At 61.8% G+C, this 23,305-nt stretch carries 20 protein-coding genes and 1 pseudogene; 11 read left to right on the plus strand and 10 right to left on the minus strand.

All coding sequences use genetic code 11. The annotated features are described in order from the left end of the window. Positions 1-14: 14 nt before the first annotated feature. The 4 genes from JFV30_RS02330 to rlmF all read left to right on the plus strand — a co-directional run bounded on the left by JFV30_RS02330 (position 15) and on the right by rlmF (position 5,072). Positions 15-443, plus strand: coding sequence for a DNA polymerase III subunit chi (locus tag JFV30_RS02330; protein ID WP_102605183.1), 429 nt, complete (start codon positions 15-17; stop codon positions 441-443). A 7-nt stretch (positions 444-450) separates the two neighbouring features. Beyond that, positions 451-855 (plus strand): DNA polymerase III subunit chi, encoded by a 405-nt coding sequence (locus JFV30_RS02335; RefSeq protein ID WP_201121696.1) that lies wholly within the window; start codon positions 451-453, stop codon positions 853-855. Positions 856-958: 103 nt separating this feature from the next. Further along, a complete protein-coding gene (locus tag JFV30_RS02340; RefSeq protein ID WP_201121698.1) occupies positions 959-3,805 on the plus strand; it encodes a valine--tRNA ligase in 2,847 nt (948 codons plus the stop codon). A gap of 244 nt (positions 3,806-4,049) precedes the next feature. Next, positions 4,050-5,072, plus strand: a complete 1,023-nt coding sequence (rlmF, locus tag JFV30_RS02345) for a 23S rRNA (adenine(1618)-N(6))-methyltransferase RlmF (RefSeq protein WP_010176939.1) — start codon at positions 4,050-4,052, stop codon at positions 5,070-5,072. Positions 5,073-5,135: 63 nt separating this feature from the next. On the opposite strand, the gene JFV30_RS02350 is transcribed toward rlmF, so the two are convergent. Continuing rightward, a complete protein-coding gene (locus JFV30_RS02350; RefSeq protein WP_003212743.1) occupies positions 5,136-5,417 on the minus strand; it encodes an HU family DNA-binding protein in 282 nt (93 codons plus the stop codon). Between the two features lie 397 nt (positions 5,418-5,814). Between JFV30_RS02350 and yejK the strand changes: the two genes are divergently transcribed. Further along, positions 5,815-6,819 (plus strand): nucleoid-associated protein YejK, encoded by a 1,005-nt coding sequence (gene yejK, locus JFV30_RS02355; RefSeq protein ID WP_010176940.1) that lies wholly within the window; start codon positions 5,815-5,817, stop codon positions 6,817-6,819. Beyond that, the gene (locus JFV30_RS02360; protein ID WP_003212747.1) at positions 6,819-7,169 is read left to right on the plus strand and encodes a glutaredoxin family protein; all 351 of its coding nucleotides are present in this window, start codon (positions 6,819-6,821) and stop codon (positions 7,167-7,169) included. Before yejK ends, JFV30_RS02360 begins: the two co-directional genes overlap by 1 nt. A gap of 151 nt (positions 7,170-7,320) precedes the next feature. Here JFV30_RS02360 and JFV30_RS02365 read toward each other — a convergent pair whose 3' ends face one another. From JFV30_RS02365 to JFV30_RS02390, 6 genes and pseudogenes are all read right to left on the minus strand, one after another. Continuing rightward, positions 7,321-9,561: a TonB-dependent receptor domain-containing protein gene (locus JFV30_RS02365; protein WP_201121701.1), complete on the minus strand. Its 2,241-nt coding sequence runs from the start codon at positions 9,559-9,561 to the stop codon at positions 7,321-7,323. A gap of 273 nt (positions 9,562-9,834) precedes the next feature. Beyond that, a pseudogene (locus JFV30_RS02370) lies at positions 9,835-10,823 on the minus strand (FecR family protein). After that, positions 10,820-11,383 (minus strand): RNA polymerase sigma factor, encoded by a 564-nt coding sequence (locus JFV30_RS02375; RefSeq protein ID WP_446739846.1) that lies wholly within the window; start codon positions 11,381-11,383, stop codon positions 10,820-10,822. Before JFV30_RS02375 ends, JFV30_RS02370 begins: the two are co-directional and overlap by 4 nt. An 8-nt stretch (positions 11,384-11,391) precedes the next feature. After that, positions 11,392-11,718 (minus strand): DUF3325 domain-containing protein, encoded by a 327-nt coding sequence (locus JFV30_RS02380; RefSeq protein WP_201121705.1) that lies wholly within the window; start codon positions 11,716-11,718, stop codon positions 11,392-11,394. Further along, positions 11,719-13,293 carry a PepSY-associated TM helix domain-containing protein gene (locus JFV30_RS02385; protein ID WP_201121707.1) on the minus strand — a complete coding sequence of 525 codons (1,575 nt, stop codon included), beginning with the start codon at positions 13,291-13,293 and terminating at the stop codon, positions 11,719-11,721. Next, positions 13,290-13,592 carry a DUF3649 domain-containing protein gene (locus JFV30_RS02390; RefSeq protein WP_010176946.1) on the minus strand — a complete coding sequence of 101 codons (303 nt, stop codon included), beginning with the start codon at positions 13,590-13,592 and terminating at the stop codon, positions 13,290-13,292. The genes JFV30_RS02385 and JFV30_RS02390 overlap by 4 nt, the downstream gene beginning before the upstream one ends. Positions 13,593-13,751: 159 nt before the next feature. On the opposite strand from JFV30_RS02390, the gene JFV30_RS02395 reads away from it, so the two are divergent. The 3 genes from JFV30_RS02395 to fecA all read left to right on the plus strand — a co-directional run bounded on the left by JFV30_RS02395 (position 13,752) and on the right by fecA (position 17,614). Then, entirely contained in the window at positions 13,752-14,240 is a 489-nt protein-coding gene (locus JFV30_RS02395; protein ID WP_177075370.1) for a sigma-70 family RNA polymerase sigma factor, read from the plus strand. After that, complete coding sequence (locus tag JFV30_RS02400) at positions 14,237-15,178, plus strand: FecR domain-containing protein (protein ID WP_201121709.1); 942 nt, start codon at positions 14,237-14,239, stop codon at positions 15,176-15,178. Before JFV30_RS02395 ends, JFV30_RS02400 begins: the two co-directional genes overlap by 4 nt. 90 nt (positions 15,179-15,268) lie before the next feature. Continuing rightward, entirely contained in the window at positions 15,269-17,614 is a 2,346-nt protein-coding gene (gene fecA, locus JFV30_RS02405) for a TonB-dependent Fe(3+) dicitrate receptor FecA (protein ID WP_201121711.1), read from the plus strand. Here the strand turns inward: fecA and JFV30_RS02410 are convergent, their stop codons facing one another. Continuing rightward, the gene (locus tag JFV30_RS02410) at positions 17,615-18,487 is read right to left on the minus strand and encodes a LysR family transcriptional regulator (RefSeq protein WP_201121713.1); all 873 of its coding nucleotides are present in this window, start codon (positions 18,485-18,487) and stop codon (positions 17,615-17,617) included. 104 nt (positions 18,488-18,591) lie between these two features. Here JFV30_RS02410 and JFV30_RS02415 point away from each other — a divergent pair, with 104 nt between their 5' ends. After that, positions 18,592-20,100, plus strand: coding sequence for an MFS transporter (locus JFV30_RS02415; RefSeq protein WP_201121715.1), 1,509 nt, complete (start codon positions 18,592-18,594; stop codon positions 20,098-20,100). 71 nt (positions 20,101-20,171) lie between these two features. Here the strand turns inward: JFV30_RS02415 and JFV30_RS02420 are convergent, their stop codons facing one another. Beyond that, positions 20,172-20,582 carry an HPF/RaiA family ribosome-associated protein gene (locus tag JFV30_RS02420; RefSeq protein ID WP_010176952.1) on the minus strand — a complete coding sequence of 137 codons (411 nt, stop codon included), beginning with the start codon at positions 20,580-20,582 and terminating at the stop codon, positions 20,172-20,174. Between the two features lie 211 nt (positions 20,583-20,793). Then, the gene (locus JFV30_RS02425; protein WP_010176953.1) at positions 20,794-21,741 is read right to left on the minus strand and encodes a LysR substrate-binding domain-containing protein; all 948 of its coding nucleotides are present in this window, start codon (positions 21,739-21,741) and stop codon (positions 20,794-20,796) included. 137 nt (positions 21,742-21,878) lie between these two features. Here JFV30_RS02425 and JFV30_RS02430 point away from each other — a divergent pair, with 137 nt between their 5' ends. Further along, a complete protein-coding gene (locus tag JFV30_RS02430) occupies positions 21,879-23,255 on the plus strand; it encodes an L-serine ammonia-lyase (protein ID WP_201121717.1) in 1,377 nt (458 codons plus the stop codon). Positions 23,256-23,305: the final 50 nt, after the last annotated feature.

Genomic DNA, 23,305 nt, shown 5'->3' on the forward strand with positions numbered 1-23,305 from the left:
GCTCAGGAACCGCAATGACCCAAGTCGACTTCTATATCTTGCCCAGCGCCGATCCTTCCGCGCGCCTGGACTTTGCCTGCAAGCTCACCGAAAAAGCCTGGCGCATGGGCCATCGCATCTACCTGCATTGCAGCGACGCCGCCCAGCGTGACGACCTCGACGCCCGCCTGTGGCGCTTCAAGGGCGAAAGCTTCGTGCCACACGGCCCCGCCGAATCAGAGCCGGAAGGCCTGGTGGTGTTGGGTTTGGGCGACAGCTGTGGCGATCACACCGACCTGCTGGTCAACCTCGACCTGAAAGTACCGGCCTTCGCCAAAGGTTTCGCCCGCGTGGCGGAAGTGGTGGTGGAAGATCCGGCTATTCGTCAGGCCGCGCGGGAGAGTTTCCGTTTCTACCGCGAACAGGGCTATTCTCTGCAAGATCACCGGCTACAACGACTTTGAGCATATGATGGATACTCCAAACCCGCTAAAAGACTCTGACCACCTGCTGGATGACCTCGAGTCGATCCGCAAGCTGCTCGGTGATGATGAGCTGCAACCGCCGCTGCTGACCGATGCGGTCAACGGTGACGTACAAATTCCTTTGCTGTTCGACATGGTCGGTGGCAAGCCCGTTGCGCCGCAACCTCTCGAAACGCCCGCGGTACAAGCTGTGCCCGCTGCGGCTGTTGCCGTACCTGCCGCCGAAAAAGCCCCCGACGCCCTGCTGCTGCACTTGGACAACGAACTGCGCGCCGCCGCGCAACTGATCATGCAAGACGTGATCGACGATTTTGCCCCGCATATCGAAACCGAGATCAAGCGCCGGCTGGATGCGCGCATGGAGCGGTTGTTGAGCCAGTACCAGAACTGAGCTTCCATAAAGGAGCGGGCTTTCTCGCTCCTACCCCTGCGCTCCCTCCCCCGCTATACTTGCCGGCTTTCCTGAATTAATGCCAACTAGGGTCCCGCCGCGCATGGATAAGACCTACCAGCCGCACGCTATTGAAACTTCCTGGTACCAGACCTGGGAGTCCGAGAATTATTTCGCTCCGCAAGGCGCGGGCGATTCCTACACCATCATGATTCCGCCACCGAACGTCACTGGCAGCCTGCACATGGGCCATGGCTTCAACAATGCGATCATGGATGCCCTGATTCGTTTCCGCCGCATGCAGGGTCGCAACACCCTGTGGCAGCCAGGCACCGACCACGCCGGTATCGCCACCCAGATGCTGGTGGAACGCCAACTGGAAGCCACCGGCCAGAACCGTCACGACCTGGGTCGCGAGAAATTCCTCGAGAAAATCTGGGAATGGAAGGATCAGTCCGGCGGCAACATCAGCCGTCAGATCCGCCGCCTGGGTTCGTCCGTCGACTGGAGCCGCGAGCGCTTCACCATGGACGACGGCCTGTCGGAAGCCGTGAAAGAAGCCTTCGTGCGCCTGCATGAAGACGGCCTGATCTACCGCGGCAAGCGCCTGGTCAACTGGGACACCAAGCTGCACACGGCGATTTCCGACCTTGAAGTGGAAAACCACGACGAGAAAGGTTTCCTGTGGAACCTGAAATACCCGCTCGCTGATGGCGCCAAGACCGCCGAAGGCAATGACTACCTGATCGTCGCCACCACCCGTCCGGAAACCATGCTCGGCGACGCCGCTGTCGCGGTTAACCCGAACGATGAGCGCTACCAGGCGCTGATCGGCAAGTTCGTTGAGCTGCCGCTGGTCGGCCGCCGCATCCCGATCATTGCAGACGACTACTGCGACCCTGAATTCGGCACCGGCTGCGTGAAGATCACCCCGGCCCACGATTTCAACGACTATGAAGTCGGCAAGCGCCACAACCTGCCGCTGCTGAACATTTTCGACAAGAACGCCGCCGTTCTGCCGGCCTGCCAGGTGTTCAACCTCGACGGCACGCTGAACGACAGCATCGACGGCAAGATCCCGGCCGAATACGCCGGCCTCGACCGCTTTGAAGCGCGCAAGCAGATCGTTGCTGCCTTCGACGCTGCCGGCCTGCTGGTGAGCGTTGACGACCACGGCCTGAAAGTACCGAAAGGCGACCGCTCCGGCACCGTCATCGAGCCTTGGCTGACCGACCAGTGGTACGTGTCCACCAAACCTCTGGCCGAGCCGGCGATTGCTGCCGTGGAAGACGGCCGCATCGCGTTCGTGCCGAAGCAGTACGAAAACATGTACTTCTCGTGGATGCGCGACATCCAGGATTGGTGCATCAGCCGTCAGCTGTGGTGGGGCCACCGGATCCCGGCCTGGTACGACGAGTCGGGCAAGGTCTACGTTGGCCGCGATGAAGCCGAAGTGCGTGCCAAGCACAACCTCGGGCCGGACGTGGCGCTGCAACAGGATAACGACGTACTGGACACCTGGTTCAGCTCGGGCCTGTGGACGTTCTCCACCTTGGGCTGGCCGGAAAAAACCGAGTTCCTCGAGAAATTCCACCCGACTGACGTGCTGGTGACCGGCTTCGACATCATTTTCTTCTGGGTTGCCCGGATGATCATGCTCACCATGCATTTGGTGAAAAACGACGACGGCACCCCACAGGTACCATTCAAGACCGTGTACGTGCACGGCCTGGTACGTGATGGCCAGGGCCAGAAGATGTCCAAGTCCAAAGGCAACGTCCTGGACCCGCTGGACATCATCGACGGCATCGACCTGGAAACCCTGGTGCAGAAACGCACCTCGGGCCTGATGCAGCCGAAACTGGCGAAGAAGATCGAGAAGCAGACCCGCGACGAGTTTGCCGACGGCATCGCCAGCTACGGCACCGACGCCCTGCGCTTCACCTTCTGCTCGCTGGCGTCCACCGGTCGCGACATCAAGTTCGACATGGGCCGCGTCGAAGGCTATCGCAACTTCTGCAACAAGATCTGGAACGCCGCGCGCTACGTGCTGGATAAAGGCGAAGACTGCGGCCAGAACGGCGAGGCCATCGAGCTGTCCCTGGCGGACCGCTGGATCATCTCCCAGTTGCAGCGCACCGAAGCCGAAGTGACCCGTCAACTCGACCAGTTCCGCTTCGACCTGGCAGCACAGGCCCTGTACGAGTTCATCTGGAACCAGTATTGCGACTGGTACCTGGAACTGTCCAAGCCGGTGCTGTGGGACGAAAACGCGCCGATCGAACGTCAGCGCGGCACCCGTCACACCCTGGTCCGCGTGCTGGAAGTGGCCCTGCGCCTGGCGCACCCGTTCATGCCGTTCATTACCGAAGAAATCTGGCAGCGCCTCGCGCCGCTGGCCGGCAAAGACGGCAAGACCATCATGCTGCAGCCTTGGCCAGTGGCCAACGAAGCACGCATTGATGAGGCCGCCGAAAGCGACATCGAATGGCTCAAGACCCTGATGCTCGGCACGCGCAACATCCGCGCCGAGATGAACATCGGTCCGGGCAAGCCACTGGCGGTGTTCGTGAAGAACGCCAGCAGCGAAGACCAGCGCCGTCTCACCGAGAACGATGCGCTGCTCAAGAAGCTGGCGAAGCTGGAGTCGATCACTGTATTGGCCGCAGACGCCGAAGCACCACTGTCCGCCACCGCTCTGGTGGGCGAGATGGAAGTGCTGGTGCCGATGGCGGGCCTGATCGACAAAGGTGCCGAACTGGCGCGCCTGGACAAGGAAATCCTGCGTCTGCAAGGCGAAGTGCAGCGGGTGGGCGGTAAGCTGTCCAACGCGGCGTTCGTCGACAAGGCCCCGGCTGAAGTCATCGACAAGGAACGCGCCAAACTGGCCGAAGCCGAACAGGCTTTGGGCAAGCTGGCCGAGCAACACGCACGGATTTCCAGCCTGTAAGGGGCAACCCGTGTGAAAAAGAGACCTTCGGGTCTCTTTTTTGCCCGCAGAACACTGCTATTTCTCTTTGGAAACCCGATCATTGTGGGAGCTGGCTTGCCTGCGATGGCGTCGCCTCGGTCCGACAGGTACACCGCGTCGCCTGCATCGCAGGCAAGCCAGCCCCCACATTTGGCCGAGTTCGACCAAGGAATGTGTGACAATACCCGCCACTTTTGAAACAACCCCAGAATCGACGCAGCCCATGACCGCCCCCAGCACACCCAAAGCACCGCGCAAGAAGCCAAAATCCACGACCCCGGCCAAGCCCGTCGTTCCGCGGAAAGAGGCCACCTTGCACCCGCGTAACCGCCACCAGGGCCGTTACGACTTCCCGGCGCTGATCAAGACCACGCCGGAACTGGCGCAATTCGTGATCATCAACCCGTACGGCAAGGAAAGCATCGACTTCGCCAGCCCCGACGCGGTACGGGTGTTCAACCGGGCGTTGCTCAAGGCGTTCTATGGCATCAATCACTGGGACATCCCGGCTGACTACCTGTGCCCACCGGTCCCGGGCCGTGCCGACTACGTGCACTTCCTCGCCGACCTGCTGGCCAGCGTCAACGAAGGCGTGATCCCTCGTGGTGCGCCGGTGAAGGTGCTGGACATCGGCATGGGCGCCAACTGCGTCTACCCGTTGATTGGCTACAGCGAATACCGCTGGCACTTCCTCGGGTCGGAAGTCGACCCGACGGCCGTGGCCGCCGCCAAGGCGATCGTGCAGTCCAACGGGCTGAACAAGGCCATCCAGTTACGCCAGCAAACCAACCCCAAGCAGATCCTGCTGGGACTGCTGGAGCCGGGCGAGCGATTTGACCTGACCATGTGCAACCCGCCCTTCCACGCCTCCATGGATGAAGCGACCAAGGGCAGCGAGCGCAAATGGCGTGCATTGGGCAAGGCTGATCCGAAACGCAAGTTGCCAGTGCTGAACTTCGGTGGCCAGTCGGCCGAATTGTGGTGTGAAGGCGGTGAAGCGCGGTTTGTGACCCAGCTGATCGCTGAAAGCGCGCATTTCCAGCATAAAGTGCTGTGGTTCAGCACCCTGGTGTCAAAGGCGTCGAACCTGCCGGCGATCCAGACTGCGCTGAAAAAAGCCGGTGTGCTGGAGAGCCAGGTAGTGGAGATGTCCCAGGGCCAGAAGCAAAGCCGCTTCGTCGCCTGGACCTTCCAGACCCCGAGCGAGCAACAGGTGTGGCGCCAGCGTTGGGCGCGTAAAGACTGATAAATCGCAGGCAACAAAAAACCGCGCCCGGATCACTCCGGAGCGCGGTTTTTTTGCTGCGTCTTACTTGTTAACAGCGTCGGTCAGGCCTTTGGCCACAACCAGCTTGATAACTTTCTTGGCAGCGATTTCGATGGCAGCGCCAGTCGAAGGGTTACGGCCAGTACGGGCAGGACGCTCGGTCACTTTCAGTTTGCCAACGCCTGGCAGAGTGATTTCGCCGCCATTTTCCAGCTGATCAGCAACGATCTGGCTCAGTTGGTCCAGCAGAGCGCGCACGGTGGTTTTCGGTGCGTCTACAGCTTCAGCCAGATCAGCGATCAGTTGGTCTTTAGTAATAGCCATTGTGGTGTTCCTTCCCTATCAAATTCATTTGGATTGCAGAGTGCAGTGTCAGCCATCGAGCCCTGCCATCAAGGCCTGGCACCCAAGGGCTATAACCACGAAGATCGGGGTTATAGATACCTGAAACCGGGTTTGGTTCGACCTGACAAATGCTGAATGCACGCTTAACGCCCAGACTGCGCGTAAGACGGGGCAAAACTAGCACAGAGACGGGGAAATATCCGCCTCAACATACCCATTTGGTCAGCTTTATCGCTCTAAACCGTGAAAAAAAGGCATATGGACCGTCGGAGGGTGCCCAAAATGCCCTCCGAACAGCGCCATCCCCAGCGGGTGCGGTACACTGGCGACTTTTTCCGGGAGCCTCACCACTCCCCTTCAACCAGCCGAGAAGCCCATGCCGATCCGTCATTGCATCGTCCACCTGATCGACAAAAAACCCGACGGCACACCCGCAGTTCTCCACGCCCGCGACTCCGAGCTTGCCGAGTCGGCTGCGATCGAGAACATGCTTGCCGACCTCAACGAGAGCTATAACGCCAAACAAGGCAAGGCCTGGGGCTTTTTCCATGCCGAGTCCGGCGCGCACCCGTTCAGCGGCTGGTTGAAGGAATATTTCGACGGCGGCAAGGATTTCACCGCCTTCAGCCGCATCGCGGTGGAACACCTGCAAAAGCTGATGGAAGAGTCCAACCTCTCCACCGGCGGCCACGTGCTGTTTGCCCACTACCAACAGGGCATGACCGATTACCTGGCGATCGCCCTGCTGCACCACAGCGAAGGCGTGGCGGTGACCGACCAGCTGGACGTGACCCCGTCGCGCCACCTGGACCTGGGCCAGTTGCACCTCGCCGCGCGGATCAACGTCTCCGAGTGGCAGAACAACAAGCAGTCCAAGCAGTACATCTCGTTTATCAAGGGCAAGAACGGCAAGAAGGTCTCGGAGTACTTCCGTGACTTTATCGGCTGCCAGGAAGGCGTCGACGGCCCGGGCGAGACCCGCACCCTGCTCAAGGCCTTCAGCGACTTTGTGGAAAGCGAAGACCTGCCGGACGAGTCCGCCCGCGAAAAAACCAAGACCCTGGTGGACTACGCCAGCAGCCAGGCCAAGCTCGGCGAGCCAATGGGCCTGGAAGAGCTGTCGGGGCTGATCGACGAAGAGCGGCCAAAAGCCTTCTACGACCACATCCGCAACAAGGATTACGGCCTGTCGCCGGAAATCCCGGCGGATAAACGCACCCTGAACCAGTTCCGCCGCTTCACCGGGCGCGCCGAAGGCCTGTCCATCAGCTTTGAAGCGCACCTGCTGGGCGACAAGATCGAATACGACGAAGCCGCCGGCACCTTGATCATCAAGGGCCTGCCGACCCAGTTGACCGACCAGCTCAAGCGTCGCAACTGATGCTGGGCGGGGTTCTGAAGAAAGTCCTGCTGGTATTGCTGGTGGTGGTGGTTTTCCAGAACTGGGGCAAGATCGAGCGGTTGTTCAACCCCTCGCAGGTAGTGCCGGAGCAGACACGCGCAGCGGCGCGCGTGGTGCTGTATTCCACCGAGTGGTGCGGCTACTGCAAACAGATCCGGCGCTTTCTGGATTCCAAAGGGATTCCCTACCAGGCGTTTGATATCGAGAAGGACGCCCAGGCGCGCAAGGCGTACGAGGCGTTGGGGGGTGGCGGAATTCCGTTTGTGGACGTGAACGGCACGCTGATTCGGGACTACAACCCGGAAGCGATCATGGCGGCCTTGAAGTAATCCAGCCCCACCCAGTGTGGGAACAGGCTTGTGTGGGAGCTGGCTTGCCTGCGATAGCATCACCTCGGTGCAACTGACTGACCGAGGCGCCTGCATCGCGGGCAAGCCCGGCTCCCACACAAGCCCATTCCCACCCAGGAAGGTGTGTGGCTTAGAAATTGGCCTCCAGGGAAACCATCGCCGTACGTTCTTCACCCACGTTGTAGTACGCCGAACTGGCCGCCAGGCCATTCACCGGCGCCGAGTTGAACGACACGGTACGCGCCGAGCTCAGGTATTCCTTGTCGAACACGTTGAGCATCGAGAACCGCAGCGCGGCCGACTTGAAGACCTTTTTGTCCACCGGCAGGTAAATACCGGCGTTGAGGTCAAACACCGTGCGCCCGGAGATTTTCTCGTTGTTGGTCAAGTCGCCGTAGAACGCACCGACGTACTTGCCGGCAATGTTGCCGTAGTAGCGCTTGTCGTCATACCCGAACACCAGGTTCAACATGTTCTCCGGGACGTTGGCCAACTGGTTGCCCTTGGTCGGCAACAGTACGTTCTTGCTGACAAAGTCGTCTTGCTGCTCGGACTTGGTGTAGGTGTACGACGCGTAGTAGTTGAAGTTGTACGGCAGCAGGCCGCTCCACTCCAGCTCCAGGCCTTTGTTGGTCACGTCACCCACGTTGGCCATCACGTAGTCACCGTTCAAGTCGGTGGTCGACAGCTGACGGTCCTTGAAGGTGATGTAGAACAGGGTGGCGCTCAGGGCCATTTTCTCTTCGGTGTAGCGCCAGCCCAGCTCCTGGTTCCAGCTCAACTCGGGGTTGAGGTTGAGGGAGTCACCCTTGTTGTACAGCACGTAGTTCTGCGGGGTACGCATGTTGCGGGTGACGTTGTAGAACGCCTGGTTGCTCTCGTCGACCTGGTACTTGGCACTGAAGTTCGGCAGGAACTGATGGTAGCGGGCGTTACGTTTTTCCGGCGCGTCGTACAGGCTGCCGAGGTTGTCGCCGTCACGCTCGACGTACTGGTACGCCAGGCCGCCGACAAAGCTCAGGTCTGGCGTGGCTTGCCAGCTGTCCTGCACCCACAGTTTCTGGGCCGGGGTGACGGTGTATTGATGACGACCCTGGACAGTCTTGCCGTTCTTGTCGACCACCTGGCCGCCGCTGTTGTAATCGCCCCAGACGTCGTCCGGTGCCCCCTCGCTGTTGATCCCGATATACGGCTGGGTCTGGCGCTGGCGAGCGCGCTCGTACCAGTAGCCGTAGTCCAGGCTGTGCTCCTCGTTGATGTCCCATTTCATTTTGACGGTGACGCCAGGGCGCCAGGTCTCGGTCCATGAAGGGCGATAGTAGTTGGCCGACTTGAGGTTGCTCAGGTCGTAGTTGCCGGCCTTGTCGGACTTCGGCCCCAGGTTGGTCGCGGTCTGGCCGCTGAAGCTGCCGCCGTTGCCCCAGTAGTAGTAAGGCGCAACCGTCAGGGCCAGGTCATCACGCAGGCGCCAGCGCTGGGTGAAGGTGGTCATGACACTTTCGAACGGGTTGCGGTTGAGCTTGTAGGAGGACGACAGCAAGCCGTTCTTGTAGACCGGCGTTTCCGCGTAATCCAGACGGCGACCCTGTTGCTGGAACTGGCTCTTGCTCAGGGTGTTGTAGTTGTAGTTTTCCTGGGTGTTGTACTTCATGGTGAAGTTGCTGGTGTTGCCGTTGTCGTCTTCGAACAGCGTGCTCCACTCCACCTTGTCGCCGCGCAGGGTGCCCTTGCCGCGCCACTTGTCGCCCTCGGTGTGAGAGGCCGACACCCAGGTCTTGAAGCCGCCCAGGTCGCCGGTGTTGATACGGGCGAAAGACTTTGTCAGGTTGTTCGAGCCCATGGACTGCTTGACGAATAACCCTGGCTCTTTGGTCGGCCGGATCGTGACCATGCCGATGTTGCCGCCGCTGGAACCGATGTGCGGGCCGTCCGCTTCAGAGGAGCCCTGGGTGACAAACACTTCGCCGACGTTTTCCGGGTCGCCCAACTGGTTGGCGTACACGCCATAACTGCCGGAGTCGTTGATCGGTACGCCGTCCATGGAAACCCCGACCTGGTCGGAGTTCATGCCACGCATGGTGAAGCTGGTGCCGCTCATGCCGCTGGCGTCATCGTTGGAAACGTTGATGCCCGGCGTGTATTTGAGCTTGTCGATGGCGTTGGCCGTCGGGGACATTTCGTCCATGGCTTCCTTGGTCACGGTGGACCGGGCCTTGGCACTTTCTTCCTGAATCATGTGGCCGGTACCCAGGGTACGTTCGCCGGCGACGTGCACCGAACCGACGTCCTGGGAGTCGTCTGCCAAAACCAGCGGCGCAAAGCCGCCCAGGCCCGATGCTAAAAGCAGGGCATAGAGTTTGTTGTAGGTCACGAGTAGATCCCTTACATGCATCTATCTGTTGTTATGGGGGAGGTATTGGCGATTTCGGCCGGGTGAACAGCGCCGCCAATCTTCCTGACCACCTGCTCAGGAATCCGAGGATCATCCGTGCATCACGTAACGATTTGGTTACAGGTTTTGGCGATTGCGATGAAGGTTAAATGAAAGGTCCGCAAACACGGATGTGCCAAGGCAGGGGGATTTTCAAGGGAAATCGGTGCAAGTAATGACAGCGCTACGCCATTGCAGCGTAGCGCTCTGTATCTAGCGCAATACGATCATCCGACCGAGCAGCGAGTGTTGTTCGAACCCCAACACCGCCTGCAGGGCATTGAGCACCGCCTGGGGGTCCTTGCTCGGGAAACTGCCGCTGACACGCCGGGCGGCGAGGTCGTCATTGAGTAGGAGAATACGCCCGGGGTAATAACGACCGAGGTCTTGCACCACATCGGCCAGGGGCGCCTTGTAATAATTGAGCCAACCGTCACGCCAGGCCAGTCGCGATTCGCTGTCGACCGCGTGCAGCTCATCGGCGACACCGTCGGCGTAGGCCACTTGCTGGCCGGCGGTCAGAATCTGTTGCTGGCCATCTTTGGACGGCGTCACGCCGACCCGCCCGGACAACACCGTCACCTGGGCGCCCGCCGGCTGCAGGCGCACTTCGAATTGCGTGCCCAGCACCCGCGCTTCGCCACTGCCGGCCTCGACCACAAAGGATTCGCCGGTGTGGGTCACGCTGAAAAAGCCGGCGCCACGGCGCAGCTGGACATGGCGCTCGCCATGCTTGAAATCCACTGCGATGGCGCTGTCCGCGTCCAGGGTGACCTGGCTTTGGTCGGCCAGGGTGACGGTCTTCACCTCCCCGGCGCGGTGACGTAATCGGCACCGAAGTCATCGACCCAGCGCGACGGCTGCCACCCGGCCCCCATCGAGAGCATCACAAGCAGGCAGGCGGCCATCGCCAGCGCGCCGGACCAGCGCCGCACACCGGAGCGCTTCGAGGTGTTCATCGCGTTCAAGTAGCCCTGCAACGCCAAGGCGTCCTCACCGGCCAACTTTCTCGCCGGCACTTCACTCAGTTCCCACAGCACCTGAGCCTGGGCGTAGGCCTCCACGTGCGCCGGGTCGGCCCGCAGCCAACGGCTGAAGGTGGCCTGGTCGCCGCTGCTGGGCTGGTCGTGCAACAGACTCAGCCACGCCAGTGCGGCCTGTTCCTGGTCGGGCGTCGGGGTGACGCTGGCAGTGGAATTCACGGTGCTTTCCTTGGCGATGGGTCACGAAGGCTGGCCTTGCAGGCTTCGAGGGCACGCATCATATGTTTTTCCACGGCACTTTGGGACAGCCCCATGGCCTTGGCGATTTCCGCGTACTTGCGGCCATGGATGCGGTTGAGCAGGAAAATCTGCCGGGTCCGTTCCGGCAGGCTGCGCAAGGCCGCTTCGACATGGCGCAAGTCATTGCCCGCTTCCAGCGCGGCCTGGGGTTCGGAACCCTGGTTGTCTTGCTGCTCGGGCAGCCAGCCTTCATTGCTGCGCACCCGGGCGCCTTCGCTGCGCAGGTGGTCGATGGCGATATTGCCCGCGCAGCGCAGCAAGTAGGTGCTGAGTTCCTCGACCTGCACCAGCGGCCGGCGCCAGAAACGCAGGAACAAATCCTGCACCAGGTCCGCCGCCGTCGCACGGCAACCCACGCGACGGCTGACCAAGGCTTCCATCTGCGAACGCTGGGACAGGAACACCTGCAGAAAATGCGCCCGCCCGCCTGCCGCGTCTGCGTGCTGTTCGTTGGGTTCGGGTGGCGTGGTGATCATCAAGGATGAGCTCAAAGGGTGGCGAAGGCCGCAACCGGGCTGGCCAGCAGGCCGACGCCCGCCAGAATCAAGGCCAGCCTTGGCCGATACGGCAACAGCAACACCAGCAGCAACCCGCTGAGCATCAGTACCGCGCACCACTCCACCAAACCCTGGCTCCAGCCAGTCGCGCGCACGGCGGGCCAGATCGAGACGATCAACAGCAGCCAGCCGCCCACGCGCAAACCCAGGCGCCGACGCGGCGAGGGTTTACTGTGCAGCAGTTCGCCATGGTGGCGGTCCATGGACAGGCACAACGCGGTAAACCCTGCGTAACACAGCAGCAGCGCCAACAGCATTCAGTTCACCTCGCCCTTGAGGGTCAACGGCCGGGCACGTTCGGCCTTGGGCTGAGGGGCGCGGCGGTGCTGCATTTTCCAGGCAGCCCAGGCGAGGAACACGCCGCTGCCCAGGCACGTCAGGTCGAAACCGGCCATGGCCCAGTCGCCGTTGGCCAGCGACACACCCAAGTGCTGCGATGTGGTCAAAGCGTTGAGCACCGGCACACCGATAAACAACATCGCGCCCACGCTCAATTGCTCGATCCAACCGCGGCGCCCCTGGCGGACAATGGCGTGCAAAACGCTCAAGCCCCAGGCAATAAAGAACGCGTTTACTTCCCAGTCCGAGCGCCCGACAAAGCTTGCCGGCAACAGACGATTGGCCCAGAAAAACACCGCAATGGCGATCATCAAGCCCGACATGCTGGCGATGTTCAGCACGTCCACCAGCCGCAGTTCAAACGGCATCACTCCGGTTTTGGTGTGTTTGAGCTGACGCTTGCCCAGCCACATCACCAGCCCGGTGCCGATCATCGCCGTACCCGCCAGGCCGCAGATGAAATACAACCAGCGCAATACCGGGCCGGCGAAATGGCCCATGTGCAAACCGTAGAAGCTGCCGCCGATCGCCGCCGGCAACGACTGCTCGCCGCTGACCCGCAACAGCTCGCCGGTGGTGCCGCTGAATGAGGCGGTGCTGCCAAAGTCGTGCACCACGCGATCCGACCCGGCGCGGAACACATTGACCGAGGCATTCACGTCGCTTGGGTTGTTCACCACCAACCGTCCGACGTGCCCACCGGCCCACTGCTCGCGCGCCTGCTCGTACATAGGCCCCAGCGGCAATAACTGCCCCGGCTGGCCAAGGGCCGGCGCATTGTCGGTGGCCGGGAACACATCATTGAAGAACGCCCGGGTGTCGTTGCCGTAAGAAGCGAGGATGCTCGCCGGCATCACCATGCTCATGAAAATCACCAGGCTGCTGTAGGTGATCATCAAGTGGAATGGCAGCACCAGCACACCCACGGCGTTGTGGCCGTCGAGCCAGGAGCGCTGGCCCTTGCGCGGGCGGAAGGTGAAGAAGTCCTTGAAGATTTTCTTGTGGGTGATGATCCCGGTGATCAACGCCACCAACATCACCATCGCCGCAATAGTCGACAGCCAGCGACCCCACGGATACGGCATTTGCAACTGGAAGTGGAAGCGGTAGAAGAATTCGCCACCCCTGCTTTCCCGGGCCTGGACCTGCTGGCCGCTGACGGGATCGAGGAGTTTTTCGACGAAGTTGCCGCGCTTGCCTGGGTCGACCTTGTCTTGCCACATCACCGACAAACCCGGCTCACGGCTGCTCGGCAAGGTAATAAACCAGCGCGCGGCGTTGGGCGCCTGTTGCTGCAAATACGTTTGGGCGGCGGCCAGGCTACGAGCGTCGTCGACGGGATGCGCCTGCACTTCGGGCTGCATCCAGTGGGTAATTTCGTCTTTGAAATACGACAGGGTGCCCGTCAGAAAAATCGCAAACAGCAGCCAGCCAAAAATCAGCCCGGCCCAGGTGTGCAACCAGGCCATGGCCTGGCGAAAGCCCTCTTTCATGTGCGCGCCATCCAATACGTCAACCCGGCGAACGTGGCCAGAATCGCGCTGGGCAGCAACACGCCAAACCAGGCGCGCCAGGCGGTACGGCAGGCAAAACACCAGATCACCGCCAACAGATAGAAGACAAACGAACTGAGCATGCCGCTGATCACTGCATCGGCGCGGCCGGTGGGCAGCCACAGCGTCATGCACACGCTGGCCAGCGAGGCCAGCAGGTAACCGCCGACCACCGCCGCCAGCACGCGCGAAGTCACGGCCAGACGGTAGGACACGGGAAGTGAGGTTTTGCGTTTCATGCACAAGGCGCCAGGTTCGTCAGTGCGCAATATTAATGATAAATATTCTCATAAGCAAAAGAGAACGCATCCCTGGCAATTGCCGAACCGTCCTACTCGCCCTACAATGCGAACAATTCTTGTTCTCTAAAGCATGCGCATGCTGCCGGAGTGTTCGCGTTGCAGCCGTCCAACACCGTCGAAGTCCTGTACCACGACCATCACCACTGGCTCACCGGCTGGTTGCGACGCAAGCTCGGCTGCCCGGAAAGCGCCGCCGACCTGGCCCAGGACACCTTCATTCGCGTGCTCACAGCACGGGAAACCCCGACGCTGATCGAACCCCGCGCCTTCCTCACCACCATCGCAAAGCGTGTGCTGTTCAACCATTACCGCCGCCAGGACCTGGAGCGCGCCTACCTCGACGCCCTGGCGCAAATGCCCGAGCACGTGGCGCCGTCGGAGGAAGAGCGGGCAATCATCCTGCAAACCCTGATGGAGCTGGACCAACTGCTGGATGGCCTGGCGCCCGTGGTTAAACGCGCGTTCCTGCTGTCCCAGCTCGACGGCCTGACCTACGCGCAAATCGGCGCGGAACTGGGGATCTCCATCGCCACGGTCAAGCGCCACCTGAATAAAGCGGCCATGCGCTGCTACTTCGCCTTATGAGCTTCTCTACCCACGTCGCCGAACAAGCGGTGCACTGGCTGATGGAAATGCAGCAGGGCCCGCTCAACCCGCGCAAACAGGCAGCCTGGCAACAATGGCTGGACGCCCACAGCGAACATCAGCGGGCCTGGGAGCAAATCCAGCGGGTCAACCAGCGGTTGCGCGGGATGCCCTCACCCCTGGCTCACGCCGCGTTGAATGCGCCGAAATCCGGCAGCCGCCGTCAGGCGCTGAAACTGTTGCTGATCCTCGGCGCCGGCTCGGCAGCGGTCTGGGGCCTGCGCCAGCAACATATCCTGCCGCCGTTGAGCGCCGATTACCGCAGCCCCATCGGCCAGCGGCGCAAGTTCCAGTTGGCCGATGGCAGCCAGTTGCAGCTCAACACCGGCAGCGCCGTGGATGTGCACTTTGATGGCCAGCAACGCTTGATCCGCTTGCTCGAAGGCGAAATCCTGCTGACCGCCAAACCCGGCAACACCCCGCTGCGGGTCATCACGACCCAGGGCTTGCTCAGCGCCCAGGCCGCGCGGCTGAACGTGCGGCAGTTCAACGATCACACGCAGCTGGCGGTGTTTGATGGGCACGTTGACGTGATGCCCAACACCTATAGCGGTTTGCCGCTGTCGGTGGAGAAAGCCCATCAGGTCAATTTCACCCGCAAAGGCTGGGATACCGCGCGCCCCACGGATGCCGGCAGCGGGGCCTGGGCCGATGGCATGCTGGTGGCGGCCCACATGCGCCTGGAAGATTTCCTCGCCGAACTGAGCCGTTATCGCCGTGGCCAGCTCAACTGCGACCCGCAAGTGGCCAACCTGCTGATCTCCGGCAGTTACCCGCTGGACGACAGCGAGCGGATTCTGGACCTGCTGCAGGTCAGCCTGCCGGTCAAGGTCCGGCGGTTTACCCGCTACTGGGTGACCGTCGAAGCCCGTGCCTGAATTATTTTCAAAACCCGTGAGCCGTTTTCCAGCCCTCGCGTGACAGAGAAGGAAAGCCCCCTTGATCCTTCCTTCTCAGGACCGCACTTCATGCCCCAGCAACCGACCCGCCTGACGCCCCTCGCCCGCACCCTGCGCCACTTGTTGCTGGGGGCCAGCCTCAGTTTCAGCGCCGTGCCCTACGTGATGGCGGCTGATGCCAAGCCCTACCGCATCGCCCCCACTTCACTGGAAGCCGCGTTGAATCAATTTGGCCGGGAAGCCGGCGTACTGATTTCGTTTGGCTCGGACGTGACGGCCGGCGTGCAAAGCCACGGCCTGTCGGGCAACTACACCGCCGAGGAAGGCTTGAATACCTTGCTCAAAGGCACCGGCCTGCAAGCCCGCGCCGAGGGCAACAATGCCTTCAGCCTGCAACCGGCCAATGCCCCGGCGCCCCTTGAGCTGGGCACCTCCAACGTGGTGGGCGACTGGCTGGGCGATGCGGCGCAAACCAACGTCTTCGAACACCCGGGCGCACGGGACGTGATCCGCCGCGAAGAATTCGAACGCCAGGGCGCGACCCAGGCCCGCGACGTGCTCAACCGCATTCCCGGGGTCAACGCCCCGGAAAACAACGGCACCGGCAGCCACGACATGGCGCTGAACTTCGGCATTCGCGGGCTTAATCCCCGCCTCGCCTCGCGCTCCACGGTCTTGATGGACGGCATCCCGGTACCGTTCGCGCCGTATGGCCAGCCACAGTTGTCGTTCGCGCCCATCAGCATGGGCAACATGGACGCGGTGGACGTGGTGCGCGGCGGCGGTGCCGTGCGTTATGGCCCACAGAACGTCGGCGGCATCGTCAACTTCGTCACCCGCGCGATTCCCGATGCGCCGACGGTAAAAGGTGGCCTGCAGACCGAAACCAGCCCGTCTTCCAGCCACGACGGCTTCAAGACCACCGGCAACCTGCTGGCCGGCGGCACGGCAGACAACGGCCTGGGCGGCGCGATCCTGTATTCCGGCACCCGTGGCGGTGACTGGCGCGAAAACAGCGACACCCGCATCGACGACCTGATCCTCAAGGGCAAATACCAGCTGGACGACGCCAACAGCTTCAACGCCATGGCGCAGTACTACGAAGGCAAGGCCGATATGCCAGGTGGCTTGAGCACCGCGGCCTACAAGGCCGACCCGTATCAGTCCACCCGCCCCTACGACCAGTTCTGGGGCCGCCGCACGATGTTCAACGCGGGCTATCGCTACCAGGAAGACCGCCGGGAATTCACCGTCAACAGCTTCTTCACCACCACCTTGCGCAGTGGCTACCTGGACCAGGGCAGCTTCCTCTCGCTGTCACCCCGCGAGTATTGGGTACGCGGCCTCGAAACCCGCTTTGCCCAAGGCTTCGACCTCGGCCCCACCAGCCACGAAGTCGGCGTGGGCTACCGCTACATCAACGAAGCCGGCCACGAACTGCGCTACCGCACGCCGATTGCCGCCAACCAGCAACTGCCCACCACCGACAGCCGCAACGACCGCGACACCCGGGGCAGCACCGAAGCCAACGCATTCTTCGTCGACGACCGGATTGATATCGGCAAGTGGACCATCACCCCGGGCATCCGCTACGAGATGATCGAGTCCCAGCAGACCAACAACCTCAGCAACGTCAAATACAAGGGTGACTACAACACTGCCCTGCCGGCGTTAAATGTGCTCTACCACCTGACCGATGACTGGAACCTCTACGCCAATACCGAAGGTTCGTTCGGCAGCGTGCAATACAGCCAGATGCCCAACCGCGTGACCAGCGGCGAAGTGAAGCCGGAAAAGGCCCGTACCTGGGAACTCGGCACGCGCTATGACAACGGCACCTTGCGCGCGGAAATCGGCGCATTCCTGATCAACTTCGACAACCAGTACGACAGCAACCAGACCAACGACACCGTGATCGCCCGTGGCGAGACCCGCCACCAGGGCATCGAGTCCAGCATCAACTATGCCCTCGACGGCTTGAGCCCCGCGCTCGCCGGTTTTGATGTGTACGCGACCTACGCCTACGTCGACGCCACCATCCGCGAAGACGGCCCGAACAAAGGCAACCGCGTGCCCTTCTCTTCCAGGCACAAAGGCACGCTGGGCGTGGGTTACACCGAAGGTCGCTGGAAGTTGAATGTGGACAGCAGCTACCAGAGCAGCCAATTCGCCGACAACGCCAACACTGAAGCGGAAAGTGCCGATGGCAGCACCGGACGCATCCCTGGCTACATGCTGTTCAGCAGCCGCGCGGCGTACGACTTTGGCCCGCAGCTGTCGGACTTGAACGTGGCGGTGGGTGTGAAAAACATCTTCAACAAGCAGTACTACACCCGCTCGTTTGACGACAACAACAAGGGCAAATACGTCGGTGAGCCGCGCACGCTGTATGTGCAGACGTCCATCGCGTTCTGATTAGCTACCCGCCAGGCACGACGGTGTGCCGGCCACCAACGCGTCGATGGCACAGCGGGTCTTGGCCGGCATGTGCGTCGCCGTGGGCCAGATGACATGGATCGGCATCGGCTGCTCGCGGTGGCCCGGCAGTACCGCCTGCAGTTGCCCGCGCAACACGTAGTGGGCGATCAGCCAACTGGGCAACCAGGCCAGGCCGACCCCGGCAATGGCGGCATCGGCCACGGCCTGCAGGTCATCGAGGATCAACGGCGAGGCCACCCGTTCCCGGTGCGAGGCATTGCTGCGATAGGCAATGCCCCGGTGCACGGCCAGGTCCTCGATGGAGTCGATTCGAGGTGTGCGCTGCAAGTACGCGGGTGACGCCGCCAGGGCAATCGCCTGTTCGCCCAGGCGGCGGGCGCTCAGGCGGTCGGTGTCGGGCAACGCGCCGATGCGTACCGCCAGGTCGAAGCCTTCCTGGGCCAGGTCGATCAGCCGGTCGGAGAAGGAAATCTCGATCTCCAACTGCGGAAAACGGTCCATCAGCCCCCATAACGCCGGCGCCGCGTAGTGGTGGCCGAACGCCAAAGGCAAGCTCGCCCGCAACCGTCCACGGGGTTGCTGGCGGCCGCTTTCCAGCACGGACTCGGCGGCTTCCAGCTCGGCCAGCGCCCGCAGGCAATGCTCGTAATAGGCCTGCCCGTCTTCGGTCAATCGCTGGCGGCGGGTAGAGCGCTGCAACAGGGACGTGCCCAGCCGCGCCTCCAGGCGAGCCAGGCCCTTGCCCACCGCCGAGCGCGTGAGGTTCAGCCGTTCGGCGGCCTCCGTCAGATTGCCGCTCTCGACGATCTGCAAAAACAGTTCAACACCATCAAAGCGCGGGGTAGCCATGGTCGTTTGTCGCCCTTAATTCCCTTATCACAGGAAGAAGTATCGCCAATAAAGAATCCTATTCCCGCAAAAATGACACCTTCCCCCATCGAAAGGAAGAGGCCATGCCATCCGACGCCGTTGTATCCGCCATCAGCCCGCCGCGTACCGCCAGGGACGGCCTCGCGCTCACCGCCGTGTGCCTGGTGGCGCTGATGTTCGGGCTGGAGATTTCCAGCGTGCCGGTCATCCTGCCCACCCTTGAACAGCAATTGGGCACCGGCTTCCAGGACGCCCAATGGATCATGAACGCCTACACCCTGGCCTGCACCAGCGTGCTGATGGCCGCCGGCACATTGGCCGATCGTTTTGGCCGCCGACGCATGCTGGTGCTGTGCCTGTGGGTATTCGGGCTGGCGTCGCTGGCCTGTGGGCTAGCCAACGACGCCTCCACGCTGATCGCGGCGCGTTTTGTCCAGGGCGTGGGTGCCGGGGCCATGATGATCTGCCAGTTCGCGATCCTGTCACACCAGTTCAGCGAGCCGGCGGCGCGGGCACGGGCCTTTGCGGTGTGGGGCGTGATCGCCGGTGTGGGCTTGGGTTTCGGGCCGATGGTGGGCGCATTGATTCTGGCCGTCGCGGATTGGCGCTGGGTGTTCCTGGTGCATGTGCCGCTCACGTTGGTCACCCTGGCCTTGCTGCGCATCAGCGTGCAGGAATCCCGTGACCCGGCGGCCCATCGCCTCGACATCGCCGGCATGACCACCCTGACCCTGGCGGTGTTTGCCCTGGTCTACTTCATCACCCAAGGCACCGCGAGCGGCTTTGCCACACCGGCCATGCTGGGTTGGGCCGGACTGTCGGTGGCTGGCTTGCTGTTGTTCGTGGTGATTGAGCGGCGCAGCCCGCATCCGATGTTCGACTTCTCGGTGTTTCGCATCCCGCGCTTCAACGGCGCGCTGATGGGCTCGATCGGCATGAACTTCAGTTTCTGGCCCTTCATGATCTACCTGCCGCTGTATTTCCAGGCCGGCCTGGGTTACGACACGATGCTCACCGGGCTCGCCCTGCTCGCCTACACCCTGCCCACGCTGGTGGTACCGCCGCTGGCCGAACGCCTGGCCCTGCGCTACGGCGCCGAACGCATCATCCCGTTGGGCCTGGGCTTGATGGGCGTGGGGTTTATGGCCATGGCCGCGATCAACCATAGCGACCAGCCCAGTGTGGTATTGATCCTGATCGCCTGTGGGATTGCCGGCAGCGGCTTGGCGCTGACCAACTCGCCCACCACCAACACCACCACCGGCTCGGTGTCGTCCGATCGCGCAGGCATGGCCTCGGGCATCGACTTCAGTGCACGGCTGATCACCCTGGCGCTCAATATCGCGTTGATGGGATTGGTGTTGATCCTCGGGATCGCTCATTACCTGGCTGGCGCATTGCCCGACACCGCACAACTGGCCACCCTCAGCCAGGACATCGCCGCCGGCAAGCTGGAGGTGTTGCCCCAGGGCCAGGTGATCGCCCAGGCCGCGCTGCGCAACGGTGCCGGTTGGGCCATGGTCTACGCCGGTTTTGGCGCGTGCGCACTGGCGGTCTTGAGCCGCAGCTTTTTCCGACGCAGCCCGCACTGACCTTTTGCGCATAAAAAAACGGGCCTGCATCTGCAGGCCCGTTTTCAGTGGGGTTGAAAAAGTATCAGCTATCAGCCGTTAAGCGCAGCCTGTTCGTTTTCCAGGAATTCCTCTTCAAGCTCGGCCTCGTCAGCCTTGGTATTGGGCAGGCTTTGACCCGCGGCGCGTGGTTTGCCGCGCAGTTTGCCGTACAGATGCTCCAGCGCATGCTCCAGCTTGGTGGCCGCACCATCGATCGCCTGTTCCAGCGTATCGGCTTTATGGAGGACCGAAATCGGTTGATGGCCTTTTGGCCGTGCTTCCAGTCGGCAACTCAGATCATGTGGACCGGGCTTGTCACCGTTTTCGTCCCGCAGATAAACCTCGACTCGGGTCAGATCTTCTTCATAACGTTCGAGCGTGCTCTCAATGGTGGTACGTACCCACTCCTCCAGTCGGATGCTGCTTTCAATATGGTTATCGCTATTGACTTGGATTTGCATAGTTTTCCCTTATTTCAGCTAGCTCGCGGAAGGCCATTCCTGCTTCACCGGATGGGTGAAAACCATGACCTCCTGATTACACAATTGAGCAGACAGAGGAACATTTCAAGCCCTTTGCAAAGATAAATCCCACATTACAAATTAACCCTGACTACAACCAAAAACGCTGTTAGGGTGGGGAGTTGGTTACATCTTCTTACCGCCAACTTCCTTACAATTGCCCCTCTCCCAACGGGTGCAATCCGCGAAAAATCCCGGCTTCCTCCACCAGCCAGTCATGCACCGCCCGCACGCCCGGATGGCTCAGCGCGCCCGGCGCATACAGCAGCACATACCGTTTGTGATTAGGCACCGCCAGGCCGAACGGCACGATCAACGTGCCACGTTCCAGTTCGTCATTGAGCAAAGTGCGCCGGGCAATCGCCACACCCATGCCGGCAATCGCCGCTTCGATGGTCAGGTGGTTACGGTTGAAGGTATGCCCGCGCCGCACGTCGGCAGCGTCGTAGCCGATGGCATTCAGGTAAAACTCCCACTCTGCGTACTCATAACTCCCACGCCAGGCCGTGATGTCGTGCAACAGCGGGAAATGCACCAGGTCGGCGGGGCCATGCAGCGGCGGTCTCCCGCGCAACAGGCTCGGTGCGCACACCGGGAAGATCTGCTCGTCCAGCAGGGCTGTGGATAACAATCCGGGGTAGCTGCCGTCGTTCAGGTCGATGGCCAGGTCGAAGTCGCCCTCGTGCAGGGCGATGCTGCTGTCTTCGGCCACCATGCGCAGTTGAATATCCGGGAAGCGCTGCTGCAAACGCGGCAGGCGCGGGGTCAGCCATTTGCCGAGAAACGACGGGATCGAACGCAAGCGCAGAGTGCCGCTGATCATCCCGGCGTCCAGGCGCTGCAACTCGGCATCAATGCTGCCATAGGCCTCGCCCACAGTAATCGCCAACCGCTGGCCTTCTGCGCTCAACTCAACCCCGCGTGCGCGTCGGTGGAACAGCCGGAAGCCCAAACGCTCTTCCAACTGACGGATTTGCTGGCTGACCGCGCCCGGGGTGATGTGCAGTTCTTCGGCGCAGCGGGTGAACGACAAATGCCGCGCTGCGCAGGAAAAAACGTGCAACCAGACGTAAGTCTGGCCATGAAGCGGGCGAGCCATAGGGTTTAGTCCTGCTAAAGGGTGTCTTAGAATAATTCGTTGGTCAGTGCCGATCCAGAGGCTCAGTATCGCGCCAATTCCGCTTGTCCTACAAAAGATGGCAGCGATTCCTACTCCATTGCTTGTAAGGGTTTAGCATGGCTATCAGTGTTTTCGATCTATTCAAGGTGGGCATTGGTCCTTCCAGCTCCCATACCGTCGGCCCGATGCGGGCGGCGGCGACCTTCGTCCAGGCGCTGACCGACCAGCAATTGCTCGACGAAACCCGTCGCGTCGAAGTGCGTTTGTACGGCTCGCTGTCCGCCACCGGCGTCGGCCATGCCACCGACCGCGCCTGCGTAATAGGGCTGATGGGCGAATGGCCAGACAGCATCGACCCCACCAGCATCGGCCCACGCATCCAGCAGTTGCGCGAGTCCGGCCAATTGCTGCTCGCCGGCCGCAACTCGATTGCCTTCAACTGGCAACACGACCTCCTGCTGCTGGACGAAAGCCTGCCTTACCACCCCAACGCCATGTCCCTGCACGCCTACGACGAAAACGGCCTGTTGAGCGAACAGACGTACTACTCGGTGGGCGGCGGTTTCATCATCGAAGCGGCGGAAGCTGAATCCGGCATTGCGCCTACCAGCGAAGTGCAATTGCCCTACGACTTCTCCAGCGCCGTCGAACTGCTGGCCTTGTGCAACAAGCACGGCCTGCGGGTTTCCGAATTGATGATGGCCAACGAGCGGGCCTGGCGCAGCGATGCCGAGATCCGCAGCGGCCTGCTGCATATCTGGTCGGTGATGCGTGAATGCGTCGAACAAGGCCTGCGCCACGAAGGCATCCTGCCCGGCGGTCTGGATGTGCCGCGGCGCGCTGCGAAATTGCACCGCAGCCTGTTGGAAATCGGCAAACCCAACGTCATCACTTCAACCTTGTCGGCCATGGAATGGGTCAACCTGTTCGCCCTCGCCGTCAACGAAGAAAACGCGGCCGGCGGGCGCATGGTCACCGCGCCCACCAATGGCGCGGCGGGGATCATCCCGGCGGTGTTGCACTACTACATGAAGTTCAACCCGGACGCGTCCGACGATGACGTAGTGAATTTCTTCCTGGCTGCCGCCGCCGTCGGCATCCTCTGCAAGAAAAACGCCTCGATCTCCGGCGCCGAAGTCGGCTGCCAGGGCGAAGTCGGTTCCGCCTGCGCCATGGCTGCTGCGGGCCTGGCCGACGTGCTGGGTGCGTCCCCGGAGCAACTGGAAAACGCCGCCGAAATCGGCCTGGAGCATAACCTGGGCCTCACCTGCGACCCGGTCGGCGGGCTGGTTCAGGTGCCGTGCATCGAGCGCAATGCCATCGCGGCGGTCAAGGCAATCAACGCCACGCAAATGGCCCTGCGCGGCGACGGCAAACACTTTATCTCCCTGGACCGGGTGATCCGCACCATGCGCGACACCGGCGCCGACATGCACGACAAATACAAAGAAACTTCACGGGGCGGCCTGGCCGTTAGCTGGGTGGAATGCTGAGGAGCATTCCCTGACCGTCCCAACGTGAGCCCGCGCAAAAATAATAACGA

The sequence above is a fragment of the Pseudomonas sp. TH32 genome (assembly GCF_016650855.1).
Lineage (GTDB): Bacteria > Pseudomonadota > Gammaproteobacteria > Pseudomonadales > Pseudomonadaceae > Aquipseudomonas.

Bases quoted from the DNA above. Each gene is read 5' to 3' on its own strand.
- JFV30_RS02420 (WP_010176952.1), bottom strand. From the start codon at position 20,582: ATGCAAATCCAAGTCAATAGCGATAACCATATTGAAAGCAGCATCCGA.
- JFV30_RS02380 (WP_201121705.1), bottom strand. From the start codon at position 11,718: ATGCTGTTGGCGCTGCTGCTGTGTTACGCAGGGTTTACCGCGTTGTGC.
- JFV30_RS02330 (WP_102605183.1), top strand. From the start codon at position 15: ATGACCCAAGTCGACTTCTATATCTTGCCCAGCGCCGATCCTTCCGCG.
- JFV30_RS02410 (WP_201121713.1), bottom strand. From the start codon at position 18,487: ATGGCTACCCCGCGCTTTGATGGTGTTGAACTGTTTTTGCAGATCGTC.
- JFV30_RS02350 (WP_003212743.1), bottom strand. From the start codon at position 5,417: ATGGCTATTACTAAAGACCAACTGATCGCTGATCTGGCTGAAGCTGTA.
- yejK (WP_010176940.1), top strand. From the start codon at position 5,815: ATGCCGATCCGTCATTGCATCGTCCACCTGATCGACAAAAAACCCGAC.
- JFV30_RS02390 (WP_010176946.1), bottom strand. From the start codon at position 13,592: ATGAAACGCAAAACCTCACTTCCCGTGTCCTACCGTCTGGCCGTGACT.
- JFV30_RS02335 (WP_201121696.1), top strand. From the start codon at position 451: ATGGATACTCCAAACCCGCTAAAAGACTCTGACCACCTGCTGGATGAC.
- JFV30_RS02400 (WP_201121709.1), top strand. From the start codon at position 14,237: ATGAGCTTCTCTACCCACGTCGCCGAACAAGCGGTGCACTGGCTGATG.
- JFV30_RS02340 (WP_201121698.1), top strand. From the start codon at position 959: ATGGATAAGACCTACCAGCCGCACGCTATTGAAACTTCCTGGTACCAG.
- rlmF (WP_010176939.1), top strand. From the start codon at position 4,050: ATGACCGCCCCCAGCACACCCAAAGCACCGCGCAAGAAGCCAAAATCC.
- JFV30_RS02360 (WP_003212747.1), top strand. From the start codon at position 6,819: ATGCTGGGCGGGGTTCTGAAGAAAGTCCTGCTGGTATTGCTGGTGGTG.
- JFV30_RS02385 (WP_201121707.1), bottom strand. From the start codon at position 13,293: ATGAAAGAGGGCTTTCGCCAGGCCATGGCCTGGTTGCACACCTGGGCC.
- JFV30_RS02430 (WP_201121717.1), top strand. From the start codon at position 21,879: ATGGCTATCAGTGTTTTCGATCTATTCAAGGTGGGCATTGGTCCTTCC.
- fecA (WP_201121711.1), top strand. From the start codon at position 15,269: ATGCCCCAGCAACCGACCCGCCTGACGCCCCTCGCCCGCACCCTGCGC.
- JFV30_RS02415 (WP_201121715.1), top strand. From the start codon at position 18,592: ATGCCATCCGACGCCGTTGTATCCGCCATCAGCCCGCCGCGTACCGCC.
- JFV30_RS02425 (WP_010176953.1), bottom strand. From the start codon at position 21,741: ATGGCTCGCCCGCTTCATGGCCAGACTTACGTCTGGTTGCACGTTTTT.